Genomic DNA, 12,432 nt, shown 5'->3' with positions numbered 1-12,432 from the left:
CTTGCCAGCGATGGCCGCAACGCGGTCGCACTGAACAGTTAGTTACTGAAGCCTATAACAACAGATTCTCGTGGAGCCTCGCTGATGAAATCCTATGAAGTCAATTTTGACGGTCTAGTGGGGCCGACCCATAACTACGGTGGTCTGTCCTACGGCAACGTTGCATCCCAGAGCAACAGCCAGCAGTCTTCGAATCCGAAGGAAGCGGCGCTGCAAGGTCTGGCGAAAATGAAAGCGCTGATGGAAATGGGCTTTCAGCAAGGCGTGCTGGCGCCGCAGGAACGTCCGGACGTGGCCGCTTTGCGCCGTCTGGGTTTCAGTGGCACCGACGCGCAAGTGATCGAACGCGCCGCCAAAGAAGCCATGCCGCTGCTGGTCGCCAGTTGCTCGGCGTCGAGCATGTGGGTGGCCAACGCCGCCACGGTCAGCCCGAGTGCCGACACCGCTGACGGTCGCGTGCATTTCACCGCCGCCAACCTCAACTGCAAATACCACCGCAGCATCGAGCACCCGACCACCAGCCGCGTGCTCGGCGCGATGTTCGCCAATCAGCAGCACTTCGCCCACCACGCGGCATTGCCGGCGGTGGCGCAGTTCGGCGACGAAGGCGCGGCCAACCACACGCGTTTCTGCCGTGAGTACGGCGAGGCCGGTGTCGAGTTCTTCGTGTTCGGTCGCAGTGCTTTCGACAATCGTTATCCAGCACCGCAAAAGTACCCGGCGCGCCAGACCCTTGAAGCGTCGCAAGCGGTCGCGCGTCTGCACGGTCTGCGTGAGGACGGCGTGGTTTACGCCCAGCAGAACCCGGCCGTGATCGATCAGGGCGTGTTCCACAACGACGTGATCGCAGTGGGTAACGGCGAGGCGCTGTTCTATCACGAGGACGCGTTCCTAGACATCGAACAAATGCTCGCCGAACTGCAAGGCAAACTCGCCAAGGTCGGCGGCAATTTCCAATCGATCTGCGTGCCGCGTTCGGCGGTAACCGTGGATGACGCCGTGCGTTCGTACCTGTTCAACAGTCAGTTGCTGTCGCGCCCTGACGGTTCGATGCTGCTGATCGTGCCGCAAGAGTGCCAGGCCAACGAGCGCGTGTGGGCTTACCTGCAAAGCCTGACCAGCTCCGGCGGTCTGATCCGCGAAGTGAAGGTTTTCGATCTCAAGCAAAGCATGCAGAACGGCGGTGGCCCGGCGTGCCTGCGACTGCGCGTCGCGCTGAATGAAACGGAACTGGCGGCGGTCAACCCAGGCGTTATCATGACGGCCCCGTTATACGGTTCGTTGACCGCATGGGTTGAAAAGCACTACCGCGACCGCCTGAGCGAAACCGATCTGGCGGACCCGCAGTTGCTGCTTGAATGCCGGACGGCACTGGATGAACTGACGCAAATCCTTAAACTGGGCGCGGTTTATCCATTCCAGATCAATTGATGGCCGGCGCGCCGCCTGAACGCGGCGCACGGCTTGTCTCCCCAAGAGAGTAAAAACATGAGCGATTCCCTGCAGCTGATCCTTGAAGACACCGACGGCACGCAACTGCAAACCTCGTGCACCCGCGTCGCGGTCATGTGGCAAGGCAAAGAGCTGTGGATCCAGCAGGACGGCCGTGGCCAACTGCTGATCGGCGTGGACGTTGAAGAAGGTGACGCGGAATACGCCAACCTGCTGCTGCGCCCATTGGCGACTAATCTGGTAAGTCTGCAACTGGAAATGGAACCGGCTGACGTCGGCGACGACGAAGACCACGTGCACGGCCCGGATTGCAACCACGATCACTAAGGAAACCGCTCTATGCTCGCCCTCGGCAAACTGCTTGAACTGACCCTCGCCGGCCGCGAACCGGCGGAGAAGACTCAACTGACTGTCGAAGGCGTGCGCATGCGCTGGTTGAGCGAAGGGGCGCTGGAAGTCCGGCCCCCGGAAGCTCGCGACAATGGCCTGGATCTGCTGCTGTCGGCAGGCATTCATGGCAACGAAACAGCACCGATCGAGTTGCTCGACCGGTTGCTGCACGACATCGCTCGTGGCGATCTGAAGCCACGTGCTCGCATTCTGTTCCTGTTCGGTAATCCCGAGGCCATTCGCAAAGGCGAGCGCTTCATCGAGCAGGACGTCAATCGGCTGTTCAATGGCCGTCATGAACAAACAAGCGGTTCTGAAGCCATACGCGCCTGTGAGCTGGAGCGGTTAGCGGCGAGTTTCTTCAGCCTGCCAAATCGCCAGCGTCTGCACTATGACTTGCACACGGCGATTCGCGGCTCGAAGATCGAACAGTTCGCCTTGTATCCGTGGAAAGAAGGTCGTCAGCATTCCCGCCGGGAACTGGCGCGTCTGCATGCGGCGGGCATGGAAGCGGTGCTGTTGCAGAACAAGCCATCGATCGTGTTCAGCTCGTACACCTACGACAAGCTCGATGCCGAGTCCTTCACGCTGGAGTTGGGCAAGGCTCGGCCATTCGGGCAGAACGACGGGGTCAATGTGTCGCTGCTGGAAACCCGTTTGAAACAGATCATTGAAGGCAATGAGCCGGAAATGGCTGAAGCGCAGTTGGATGGTTTGCAGCTATTCAGCGTGGCGCGGGAAATCATCAAGCACAGCGATGCCTTCCGCCTGAACCTGCCGCAGGATATCGAGAACTTTTCCGAGTTGGAGATGGGTTACGTGCTGGCCGAAGATCTGGCCAATACCCGTTGGGTCATCGAGGAGGAGGGCGCACGCATCATCTTCCCTAATCCCAAGGTCAAGAACGGCCTGCGCGCGGGCATCCTGATCGTGCCGACCAGCGACGAAAATCTCGCCTGAGCTGATCGCCATAAAACCCTGTGGGAGCGGGCTTGCCCGCGATGGCGTACGGTCAGTCGACATCTATCGCGACTGATCCACCGCTATCGCGGGCAAGCCCGCTCCCACAGGGGAAGAGTGAGACCAGAGATCTCACTCAGCGTCTTTAGACCGCTACAGCATGTGGCTCGGTGCGGCGCAGTGCGCGAACCTTGCGCAGCGTATCCGCGCAAGTCCGTGCTGCTTCCTGACCCTTGTGTACAAAGTGTTCGAAGAAGAACTTCTGATGTTCTTCGCCGGCATGGAAGTGGTGCGGGGTCAGGGACACCGAGAACACCGGCACTTCGGTTTCCAGCTGTACCTGCATGAGGCCGCTGACCACCGATTGGGCGACGAACTCGTGACGGTAGATGCCGCCGTCCACGACGAGGGCTGCCGCGACGATACCGGCATAACGACCGGTCTTGGCCAGCAGTTTGGCGTGCAGGGGCATTTCAAAGGCGCCGCCGACTTCAAAGAAATCGATGTCCGATTCCTGATAACCCTGAACAAGCATTTCGGCGAGGAAGCCTTTGCGGCTCTGGTCGACGATTTCCTTGTGCCAGCAGGCCTGGATGAACGCAACGCGCTCGCCGTGTGGGTGTTTGCTTTTGCTGTCGATAGCGGTGGGTTGCATGTTCTGACTCCTGTTTGTGTGAAAAACAGGGCGTTATGAATCGAAAGGGATTCAAGGGTACGCACGAGCGCAGAAGCGCGCGGACGGCCCTTTGGCGTTAATCCCGTTCTCTCTTCATCCGGACTATGACCGTCGGCCCCGGAATCACACCGGGTCTGCTGACCTTGTCGCCGTCCACCGCCTAAGCCGTGTTCGTCACCAAGCGCTCGCGGGCTATGCGCATTGCGCGCAATTACCGCCGGTGGGGAATTACACCCCGCCCTGAGAACGTTTACGCCGCCCTTTTTTCGGCGGCGCAGCGTTTTTAACACAGATTGTGTGTCTGTGCATTGCGCCTTTCTGATGATTGCTATCGAGTTTTCTGAACGCTGATATGGTGTTTTCCTGCGCCAAGGGTTGATTAATCGGCGCAATGACCGCAGTAATTCACCTTCGTAAAGGGATTTTCCCTGCTGACTTTGAGGCCAGGTTCATGAGCGTTATCGATCTTCGCAGCGACACCGTCACTCAACCGACTCCCGCCATGCTCGACGCGATGACCGCGGCGGCCACCGGCGATGATGTGTATGGCGAAGATCCGACGGTCAATCGTCTGGAAGCCGAACTGGCAAAACGACTGGGTTTCGCCGCTGCGCTGTTCGTGCCGACCGGCACCATGAGCAACCTGCTCGGTTTGATGGCGCACTGCGAGCGCGGTGACGAGTACATCGTTGGCCAACAGGCGCACACCTATAAGTACGAGGGCGGCGGCGCAGCGGTGCTCGGTTCGATTCAGCCGCAGCCGCTGGAGGTGCAGGCCGACGGCTCGCTGGATCTGGATCAAGTGGCCGCCGCGATCAAGCCGGATGACTTCCACTTTGCCCGCACCCGACTGCTGGCGCTGGAAAACACCATGCAAGGCAAGGTGCTGGCGCTGGAGTATCTGGCCCGGGCACGCAAGTTCACTCAGGACAACGGTCTGCAGCTGCACCTGGACGGCGCTCGCTTGTACAACGCTGCGGTCAAGCTGGGCATTGATGCCCGGCAAATCACCCAGTATTTCGATTCGGTGTCGGTGTGCCTGTCCAAAGGCCTTGGCGCGCCGGTTGGTTCGGTGCTGTGCGGCTCGGTCGAGTTGATCGGCAAGGCGCGGCGCCTGCGCAAAATGGTCGGCGGTGGTATGCGTCAGGCCGGTTTGCTGGCAGCAGCAGGGCTGTACGCGCTGGATCACAATATCGAGCGTCTGGCCGATGACCACGCCAACGCGCAGTTTCTCGCCGAAGGCTTGCGTGGTGCAGGCTTCAGTGTCGAGCCGGTACAGACCAACATGGTTTACGTGCAGATGGGCGACAAGGCCGAGGCGCTCAAGGCGTTTGCCGCCGAGCGCGGGATCAAATTGAGCGCTGCCGCTCGTCTGCGCATGGTCACGCACATGGACGTCAATCGCTCGCAAATCGAGCAAGTGATCGCGACATTCGTCGAGTTTTCGCGCAAGTGACAGCGTTAGCCGTCCAATTGACCGTTTCTATCGTATAAACACGCTGTACCCCGCGCGCAGGGCCGATATAATGCGGCCCTTTGCCGTCGCTTCGTCTGTTGACGTTTCGAACAGGCCTTTGGCCGCAGCCTCCGTGGAAGAACCTAATGAAAAGCGCAGAAATCCGTGAAGCCTTCCTTCGCTTCTTCGAAGAGCAAGGCCACACCCGTGTAGCCTCCAGCTCTTTGATTCCGGGCAACGACCCAACCCTGCTGTTCACTAACGCGGGGATGAACCAGTTCAAGGACTGCTTCCTGGGCCAGGAAAAACGTGCGTACACCCGTGCGACCAGCAGCCAGAAATGCGTGCGCGCCGGTGGCAAGAACAGCGACCTGGAAAACGTCGGTTATACCGCTCGTCACCACACGTTCTTCGAAATGCTCGGTAACTTCAGCTTCGGTGACTATTTCAAGCACGACGCGATCACCTTCGCCTGGACCTTCCTCACCGGCGTGCTGAAACTGCCGAAGGAAAAGCTCTGGGTTACCGTCTACGCCTCCGATGACGAAGCGTATGACATCTGGACCAAACAGATCGGTGTGCCGGTCGAGCGCATGATTCGCATCGGCGACAACAAAGGCGCGCCGTACGCTTCCGACAACTTCTGGACCATGGGCGATACCGGCCCGTGCGGCCCATGCACCGAGATTTTCTACGATCACGGCGACCACATCTGGGGTGGCCCACCGGGCTCGCCGGAAGAAGATGGCGACCGTTACATCGAGATCTGGAACAACGTGTTCATGCAGTTCAACCGCACCGCCGATGGTGTGTTGCATCCGTTGCCAGCGCCGTCGGTCGACACCGGCATGGGCCTGGAGCGGATCAGTGCGGTGATGCAGCACGTCAATTCCAACTACGACATCGACCTGTTCAAGAATCTGCTGAAGGCCTCGGCTGAAGCCATCGGCTGCGAGAATGGCGACCAGTCTTCGCTGAAAGTCGTTTCCGACCACATTCGTTCGTGCGGTTTCCTGATTGCCGACGGCGTGCTGCCGTCCAACGAAGGCCGCGGTTATGTGCTGCGCCGGATCATTCGTCGCGCCTGCCGTCACGGCAACAAACTGGGCGCCACTGGCAGCTTCTTCTACAAGATCGTTGCGGCACTGGTTGCCGAGATGGGCGAAGCCTTCCCGGAACTGAAGAAGCAGCAGAGCAACATCGAGCGCGTGCTCAAGGCTGAAGAAGAACAGTTCTCCAAGACCCTGGAGCACGGCCTGAAGATCCTCGAGCAGGATCTGGCAGAACTCAAAGGTACCGTGGTGCCAGGCGACGTGGTGTTCAAACTCTACGACACCTACGGTTTCCCGATGGACCTGACCGCGGACATCGCCCGCGAGCGCGGCCTGACCGTTGACGAAGTCGGCTTCGAGCGTGAAATGGAAGCCCAGCGTGTTCGTGCGCGTTCGGCCAGCTCGTTCGGTCTGGACTACAACACGCTGGTCAAGGTTGATGTGGCCACTGAGTTCACCGGCTACACCGACACCAGCGGTTCGGCAAAAATCGTCGCTATCTATAAAGAAGGCAAGTCGGTCGACGTCTTGAATGAAGGCGAAGAGGCGGTGATCGTGCTGAACCAGACGCCGTTCTACGCTGAATCCGGCGGCCAGATCGGCGACTGCGGTTATTTGCAAGCGGGCAACGCCCGTTTCGACGTACGCGACACCACCAAGACCGGCGGCGCCTTCCTGCACCACGGTGTGCTGGACTCGGGCAGCCTGACTATTGGCGCGCCAGTGGAAACCCACGTCGATGCCGAGGTGCGTCACGCCACTTCGCTGAACCACTCGGCCACCCACTTGCTGCACGCTGCACTGCGTCAGGTTCTGGGTGAGCACGTTCAGCAGAAAGGCTCGTTGGTGGACAGCCAACGCCTGCGTTTCGACTTCAGCCACTTTGAAGCGATCAAGCCTGAGCAAATCAAAGCGCTGGAAGACATCGTCAACGCCGAGATTCGCAAGAACTCCGCGGTTGAAACCGAAGAGACCGACATCGAAACCGCCAAGAACAAAGGCGCCATGGCGCTGTTTGGCGAGAAGTACGGCGACAACGTGCGCGTGCTGAGCATGGGCGGTGATTTCTCCGTCGAGCTGTGCGGCGGTATCCACGCCAACCGTACCGGCGACATCGGCCTGCTGAAAATCATCAGCGAAGGCGGTGTGGCTTCGGGCGTGCGTCGTATCGAGGCAGTCACCGGTGCTGCGGCACTGGCCTACTTGAACGCTGCTGAAGAACAACTCAAGGAAGCGGCCAACCTGGTCAAGGGTAGCCGCGACAACCTGATCGACAAGCTGTCCGCCGTGCTGGAGCGCAACCGCGCGCTGGAAAAGCAACTGGAGCAATTGCAGGCCAAGGCTGCCAGCGCCGCTGGCGACGATCTGTCGAACTCGGCAGTCGACGTCAAAGGCGTGAAGGTTCTGGCCGCGCGTCTGGATGGTCAGGACGGCAAGGCGCTGCTGGCGCTGGTCGATCAGCTGAAAAACAAACTCGGCCGCGCAGTGATCCTGCTCGGCAGTGTCCATGAGGAAAAGGTCGTTCTGGTTGCAGGCGTAACCAAAGACCTGACTGGCCAACTCAAAGCCGGTGATTTGATGAAACAGGCTGCTGCGGCAGTGGGCGGGAAGGGCGGTGGTCGTCCAGACATGGCGCAGGGCGGCGGTATCGATGCCGGCGCGCTGGATGGCGCACTGGCGCTGACCGTTCCATTCGTCGAGCAGGCTTTATAAGACGGCCCGTCGAGCCCGCAGTCTAGTGGCGGGCCCGGCGGCTGTTCGAGTGATTATTGGGCGCCCTTCATGGGCAGAGGCGGCTTTGAAATGGCTTTGATCGTACAGAAATTTGGAGGCACCTCGGTCGGCACTGTCGAGAGAATCGAGCAGGTCGCCGACAAGGTTAAGAAATTCCGCGATGCCGGCGATGACCTGGTGGTTGTGCTGTCTGCAATGAGCGGCGAAACCAACCGTCTGATCGATCTGGCCAAGCAAATCAGTGGCGAGGCTCAACCGGTTCCGCGTGAACTGGACGTGATCGTTTCCACCGGTGAGCAGGTGACGATTGCCCTGTTGGCCATGGCGCTGATCAAGCGCGGTGTGCCGGCGGTGTCGTACACCGGTAATCAGGTGCGGATCCTGACGGACAGTGCGCACAATAAAGCGCGTATCTTGCAGATTGATGACCAGAAGATTCGCGGTGATCTGAAAGCAGGTCGCGTGGTGGTTGTCGCCGGTTTCCAGGGCGTCGACGAGCACGGCAACATTACCACCCTCGGTCGCGGCGGTTCCGACACCACGGGTGTGGCACTGGCGGCAGCGCTGAAAGCCGATGAATGCCAGATCTACACCGACGTCGATGGTGTCTACACCACCGACCCGCGTGTGGTGCCGGTCGCTCAGCGTCTGGACAAGATCACTTTCGAAGAGATGCTGGAGATGGCCAGCCTCGGTTCCAAGGTGTTGCAGATCCGTGCGGTGGAATTCGCCGGCAAGTACAACGTACCGCTGCGCGTACTGCACAGCTTCAAGGAGGGTCCGGGCACCCTCATTACTATTGATGAAGAGGAAACCATGGAACAGCCGATCATTTCCGGCATCGCTTTCAACCGCGATGAAGCCAAGCTGACCATCCGTGGCGTGCCAGACACCCCCGGTGTGGCGTTCAAGATTCTCGGCCCGATCAGTGCCGCGAATATCGAAGTCGACATGATCGTGCAGAACGTTGCGCACGATAACACCACCGACTTCACCTTCACCGTGCACCGCAACGACTACCAGGCCGCACAGACCGTGCTGGAAAACACCGCTCGCGAGATCGGTGCCCGGGAAGTGGTAGGCGACACCAAGATTGCCAAGGTCTCGATCGTCGGCGTCGGCATGCGTTCCCACGCAGGCGTGGCCAGCCGCATGTTCGAATCCCTGGCAAAGGAAAGCATCAACATCCAGATGATCTCGACTTCGGAAATCAAGGTTTCCGTGGTGATCGAAGAGAAGTACCTGGAATTGGCTGTGCGCGCGCTGCACACGGCTTTCGAACTGGATGCGCCTGCCCGTCAGGGTGAGTGATTCCGCTTCACTGAAGGGCGCGGTTTGACCGCGCCCTTTATTTTTTGAATGGCGCGAGCCCTGAACTGTTCTTTTGCTCGCGCTGGTCAATACTCAGGCATGTAGGGCTACGATCGCTCCGGTTGTAGGTCGGGTGCCTTTTTTTTGCAGACTGTTGTCCCTGAACTGAATTGCGTGAGGAGAAAGGTATGCTGATTCTGACTCGTCGGTGCGCAGAAAGCCTGATTATCGGTGATGGCGAAATCACCGTGACCGTGCTCGGCGTTAAAGGAAATCAAGTGCGCATCGGTGTGAACGCTCCGAAAGAGGTTGCCGTGCACCGTGAGGAAATTTACCTGCGTATAAAGAAAGAGAAGGACGAAGAACCAAGCCATTAATTTTTATCGATTTTTATGTTTGCAAACGGGGAAAAGGTTGGTTAAGATACGCCCCGTGTTGCGGAGAGCTGGCCGAGTGGCCGAAGGCGCTCCCCTGCTAAGGGAGTACACCTCAAAAGGGTGTCGGGGGTTCGAATCCCCCGTTCTCCGCCATTATTTGCTTAGTACGTTGTAATCTGGCTTTTTCGGTAAGTTGTTGAAATTTATAGAAAAAGTGGTTGGAATAGAGATTAGACGGGCTATAATGCGGCGCAACAAAATGCACTCGTAGCTCAGCTGGATAGAGTACTCGGCTACGAACCGAGCGGTCACAGGTTCGAATCCTGTCGAGTGCACCATTTAAGAGTCAGTTACAGCAATGTAAGTGGCTTGGCTTCAACCAGGTGTGATCTGGTCTAACAAGCACAAATGCACTCGTAGCTCAGCTGGATAGAGTACTCGGCTACGAACCGAGCGGTCACAGGTTCGAATCCTGTCGAGTGCACCATTTAAGAGTTGGTTGCAGCAATGCAAGTAACTTGGCTTCAGCCAGTTGTGGTCTGGTCTAAAAACACAAAATGCACTCGTAGCTCAGCTGGATAGAGTACTCGGCTACGAACCGAGCGGTCACAGGTTCGAATCCTGTCGAGTGCACCATATACCGAAAAGCCCGCGTTTAACGCGGGCTTTTTGCTGTCCGGGATTTGGCTTTTCCTTTCACGCATCCTCTCTCATCAAAATCGACTTGAGCACTTCGGCCTCGCTTGAGGTCATACCGGTAGCTCGTGGTCGATGTCCGAATGTTGACCTTGTCCGGTTTGCCCAGCGCGCTCTCGACATCCTGCTGACTCATGCCGGCAATGATGCGGCGATTGATGATCGCTTCCCGGCGTTGCCTGGCGTCGATCAGATTTCCGCATTGATCTTCTGTGCGACCAACAACGCCTGCTTCTCGGCCATTGGTTCTCATAGCGGATATTTCTTCGTGGTTGTGCTCCGGCATGATCGCCACGACCGATCCGGGCAGGTAAGGGTGAGCTTCCTGCACGGAGCGCCGTTCGCCGCTCGCGCAACTCATTGAGGTGAACGTGATGCTGCCGTCAGCGGCCTCGCAGCGGTGAAGGGTGGTGGCGGCCCCGGCGGGCGGCAGGCAGAGCAGGCTGCTCAGTACAAAACGAGATGTTTTCGATGGCATTCGACGTCCTCCATGACGATCTATGCTCAAGGGTAGTCGCTACATTTTTCACTGCCCGTGTGTTTTCTTTTCAGGATGAGTCGTCGCATTTGCATGGATCAGGAGAGCGCTCAGGTTTGTTTCGCAAGCGCTTGTTTCGGCCACGATTTTTTAACGTTTAAAACCGTCAGGCGGTGTATCATTGCGCCCGTCAGCCCCGCCGGGGCTTATGGAAAACCTCCATGGACTTACCCAGTAGTTACTCAGTACCTCGTTTCACCAATCATGAATTGACTGATTGATCCTTCCGGCGTGCCCCGCTGCTGGGAGTGGAGTTCGCCTATGTCTGAAATCGAAGTAAAGAAAACACAGGAAAGCCTGCAGGATCGCCTGGCTCAAGTCGTTGAGCTGCTGCAGCGCCAACGGGTCGTCGAAGACCTGACTCATCGCCAGGAAGGCGCGCATCACGACCGGGTTGAAAACCTGGTTCACCGGCAAAATCTCGTCGAGTTGCAACGCAAGCTCGATGATCTGCACTCCGCCGACGTCGCCTACATTCTCGAAGCCTTGCCGCTGGACGATCGTCTGACGCTCTGGCAACTGGTCAAGGCTGACCGCGACGGCGACATTCTTCTCGAAGTATCCGATTCGGTCCGTGAAACGCTGATCGCCGACATGGACGATCACGAGCTCCTGGCGGCCGCCAGGGACATGGACGCCGACGAACTTGCTGACCTGGCCTCCGAGCTGCCGCGAGACGTCGTCCATGAGCTGATGGAGAGTCTGGATAACCAACAGCGTGAGCGCGTGCGATCGGCCTTGTCCTATGACGAGGAGCAGGTCGGTGCGCTGATGGACTTCGAGATGGTGACCATTCGTGAGGATGTCAGCCTCGAAGTGGTTCTGCGCTATCTGCGTCGTCTCAAAGAGCTTCCCGGCCATACCGACAAACTGTTTGTGGTCGACTACGACGGCGTGCTCAAGGGCGTGCTGCCGATCAAGCGTTTGCTGGTCAACGACCCGGACAAACAGGTTGCTGAAGTCATGGCCAGCGATCCGGTGAGTTTCCACCCGGACGAAGATGCCTACGACGCCGCTCAGGCGTTCGAGCGTTACGACTTGATCTCCGCCCCGGTGGTCGACAAGAACGGCAAGCTTATCGGCCGTCTGACCATCGACGAAATGGTCGACCTGATTCGTGAGGAGAGCGAAAGCGAAGTCCTCAACATGGCGGGTCTGCGTGAAGAGGAAGACATCTTCGCGTCGGTGTGGAAATCGCTGCGTAACCGTTGGGCGTGGCTGGCGGTCAACCTGATTACCGCGTTCGTTGCGTCCCGGGTGATCGGCCTGTTTGAAGGTTCGATCGAGAAGCTGGTAGCGCTCGCGGCGCTCATGCCGATCGTGGCGGGTATCGGTGGCAACTCCGGTAACCAGACGATCACCATGATCGTGCGTGCCATGGCGCTCGACCAGGTCAGCACCGGTAACACGTCGCGTCTGATGCGCAAAGAGTTGGCGGTCGGGCTGATCAATGGTCTGGTCTGGGGCGGGGTCATCGGTGTCGTCGCCTACCTGCTTTACGGCAGCTGGTCGCTGGGCGTCGTGATGACTGCGGCAATGACCCTCAACCTGTTGCTGGCGGCGTTGATGGGTGTATTGATCCCGATGACGCTGGCGAAGATGGGGCGCGACCCGGCAATGGGGGCCAGCGTCATGATCACTGCAATGACCGACAGCGGTGGTTTCTTCATCTTCCTGGGGTTGGCGACGATCTTCCTGCTCTGATTCGCTGCAATGCAAAAGCCCGCCGAATGGCGGGCTTTTTTGTGCCTGTCTGATGGGTGATTGGTAACCTGTGGCGAGGGGATTTA

Annotated in this window: 10 protein-coding genes, 4 tRNA genes and 1 riboswitch; of the genes, 12 read left to right on the top strand and 2 right to left on the bottom strand. The window is 58.6% G+C overall.

Annotation, left to right across the window (positions count from 1 at the left end):
- The first annotated feature begins 84 nt into the window (after positions 1 to 84).
- The 3 genes from astB to astE are packed head-to-tail and all read left to right on the top strand — an operon-like array spanning position 85 to position 2,802.
- Positions 85 to 1,431 carry an N-succinylarginine dihydrolase gene (gene astB, locus KI231_RS22150; protein ID WP_213026343.1) on the top strand — a complete coding sequence of 449 codons (1,347 nt, stop codon included), beginning with the start codon at positions 85 to 87 and terminating at the stop codon, positions 1,429 to 1,431.
- 57 nt (positions 1,432 to 1,488) lie between these two features.
- Positions 1,489 to 1,779 carry a hypothetical protein gene (locus KI231_RS22145; RefSeq protein WP_016983958.1) on the top strand — a complete coding sequence of 97 codons (291 nt, stop codon included), beginning with the start codon at positions 1,489 to 1,491 and terminating at the stop codon, positions 1,777 to 1,779.
- A gap of 12 nt (positions 1,780 to 1,791) precedes the next feature.
- Complete coding sequence (astE, locus tag KI231_RS22140; RefSeq protein ID WP_213026342.1) at positions 1,792 to 2,802, top strand: succinylglutamate desuccinylase; 1,011 nt, start codon at positions 1,792 to 1,794, stop codon at positions 2,800 to 2,802.
- Between the two features lie 145 nt (positions 2,803 to 2,947).
- On the opposite strand, the gene KI231_RS22135 is transcribed toward astE, so the two are convergent.
- Positions 2,948 to 3,457, bottom strand: coding sequence for a 6,7-dimethyl-8-ribityllumazine synthase (locus KI231_RS22135; protein ID WP_103304073.1), 510 nt, complete (start codon positions 3,455 to 3,457; stop codon positions 2,948 to 2,950).
- A gap of 101 nt (positions 3,458 to 3,558) precedes the next feature.
- Positions 3,559 to 3,730, bottom strand: a riboswitch (FMN riboswitch).
- A gap of 199 nt (positions 3,731 to 3,929) precedes the next feature.
- On the opposite strand from KI231_RS22135, the gene ltaE reads away from it, so the two are divergent.
- The 8 genes from ltaE to KI231_RS22095 all read left to right on the top strand — a co-directional run bounded on the left by ltaE (position 3,930) and on the right by KI231_RS22095 (position 10,044).
- Positions 3,930 to 4,934 (top strand): low-specificity L-threonine aldolase, encoded by a 1,005-nt coding sequence (gene ltaE, locus KI231_RS22130; protein ID WP_213026341.1) that lies wholly within the window; start codon positions 3,930 to 3,932, stop codon positions 4,932 to 4,934.
- Positions 4,935 to 5,080: 146 nt separating this feature from the next.
- On the top strand, positions 5,081 to 7,699 hold the full coding sequence (alaS, locus tag KI231_RS22125; protein ID WP_213026340.1) for an alanine--tRNA ligase: 2,619 nt from the start codon (positions 5,081 to 5,083) through the stop codon (positions 7,697 to 7,699).
- 90 nt (positions 7,700 to 7,789) lie between these two features.
- Complete coding sequence (locus KI231_RS22120; protein WP_016773595.1) at positions 7,790 to 9,031, top strand: aspartate kinase; 1,242 nt, start codon at positions 7,790 to 7,792, stop codon at positions 9,029 to 9,031.
- A 188-nt stretch (positions 9,032 to 9,219) separates the two neighbouring features.
- Complete coding sequence (gene csrA / locus KI231_RS22115) at positions 9,220 to 9,408, top strand: carbon storage regulator CsrA (RefSeq protein WP_002554426.1); 189 nt, start codon at positions 9,220 to 9,222, stop codon at positions 9,406 to 9,408.
- 62 nt (positions 9,409 to 9,470) lie between these two features.
- A tRNA-Ser gene (locus KI231_RS22110) sits at positions 9,471 to 9,561 on the top strand.
- Positions 9,562 to 9,669: 108 nt separating this feature from the next.
- A tRNA-Arg gene (locus KI231_RS22105) sits at positions 9,670 to 9,746 on the top strand.
- Positions 9,747 to 9,818: 72 nt separating this feature from the next.
- A tRNA-Arg gene (locus KI231_RS22100) sits at positions 9,819 to 9,895 on the top strand.
- Positions 9,896 to 9,967: 72 nt separating this feature from the next.
- Positions 9,968 to 10,044, top strand: a tRNA-Arg gene (locus tag KI231_RS22095).
- A 19-nt stretch (positions 10,045 to 10,063) separates the two neighbouring features.
- On the opposite strand, the gene KI231_RS22090 is transcribed toward KI231_RS22095, so the two are convergent.
- Positions 10,064 to 10,582, bottom strand: a complete 519-nt coding sequence (locus tag KI231_RS22090; protein ID WP_213026339.1) for a cell envelope protein SmpA — start codon at positions 10,580 to 10,582, stop codon at positions 10,064 to 10,066.
- Between the two features lie 321 nt (positions 10,583 to 10,903).
- Here KI231_RS22090 and mgtE point away from each other — a divergent pair, with 321 nt between their 5' ends.
- Positions 10,904 to 12,346 (top strand): magnesium transporter, encoded by a 1,443-nt coding sequence (mgtE, locus tag KI231_RS22085; protein WP_103304077.1) that lies wholly within the window; start codon positions 10,904 to 10,906, stop codon positions 12,344 to 12,346.
- Positions 12,347 to 12,432: the final 86 nt, after the last annotated feature.

The sequence above is a fragment of the Pseudomonas sp. Seg1 genome, from assembly GCF_018326005.1.
GTDB lineage: Bacteria > Pseudomonadota > Gammaproteobacteria > Pseudomonadales > Pseudomonadaceae > Aquipseudomonas.
This window is presented reverse-complemented; position numbering and strand designations above follow the sequence as displayed.

Bases quoted from the DNA above. Each gene is read 5' to 3' on its own strand.
- astB (WP_213026343.1), top strand. From the start codon at position 85: ATGAAATCCTATGAAGTCAATTTTGACGGTCTAGTGGGGCCGACCCAT.
- KI231_RS22145 (WP_016983958.1), top strand. From the start codon at position 1,489: ATGAGCGATTCCCTGCAGCTGATCCTTGAAGACACCGACGGCACGCAA.
- astE (WP_213026342.1), top strand. From the start codon at position 1,792: ATGCTCGCCCTCGGCAAACTGCTTGAACTGACCCTCGCCGGCCGCGAA.
- KI231_RS22135 (WP_103304073.1), bottom strand. From the start codon at position 3,457: ATGCAACCCACCGCTATCGACAGCAAAAGCAAACACCCACACGGCGAG.
- ltaE (WP_213026341.1), top strand. From the start codon at position 3,930: ATGAGCGTTATCGATCTTCGCAGCGACACCGTCACTCAACCGACTCCC.
- alaS (WP_213026340.1), top strand. From the start codon at position 5,081: ATGAAAAGCGCAGAAATCCGTGAAGCCTTCCTTCGCTTCTTCGAAGAG.
- KI231_RS22120 (WP_016773595.1), top strand. From the start codon at position 7,790: ATGGCTTTGATCGTACAGAAATTTGGAGGCACCTCGGTCGGCACTGTC.
- csrA (WP_002554426.1), top strand. From the start codon at position 9,220: ATGCTGATTCTGACTCGTCGGTGCGCAGAAAGCCTGATTATCGGTGAT.
- KI231_RS22090 (WP_213026339.1), bottom strand. From the start codon at position 10,582: ATGCCATCGAAAACATCTCGTTTTGTACTGAGCAGCCTGCTCTGCCTG.
- mgtE (WP_103304077.1), top strand. From the start codon at position 10,904: ATGTCTGAAATCGAAGTAAAGAAAACACAGGAAAGCCTGCAGGATCGC.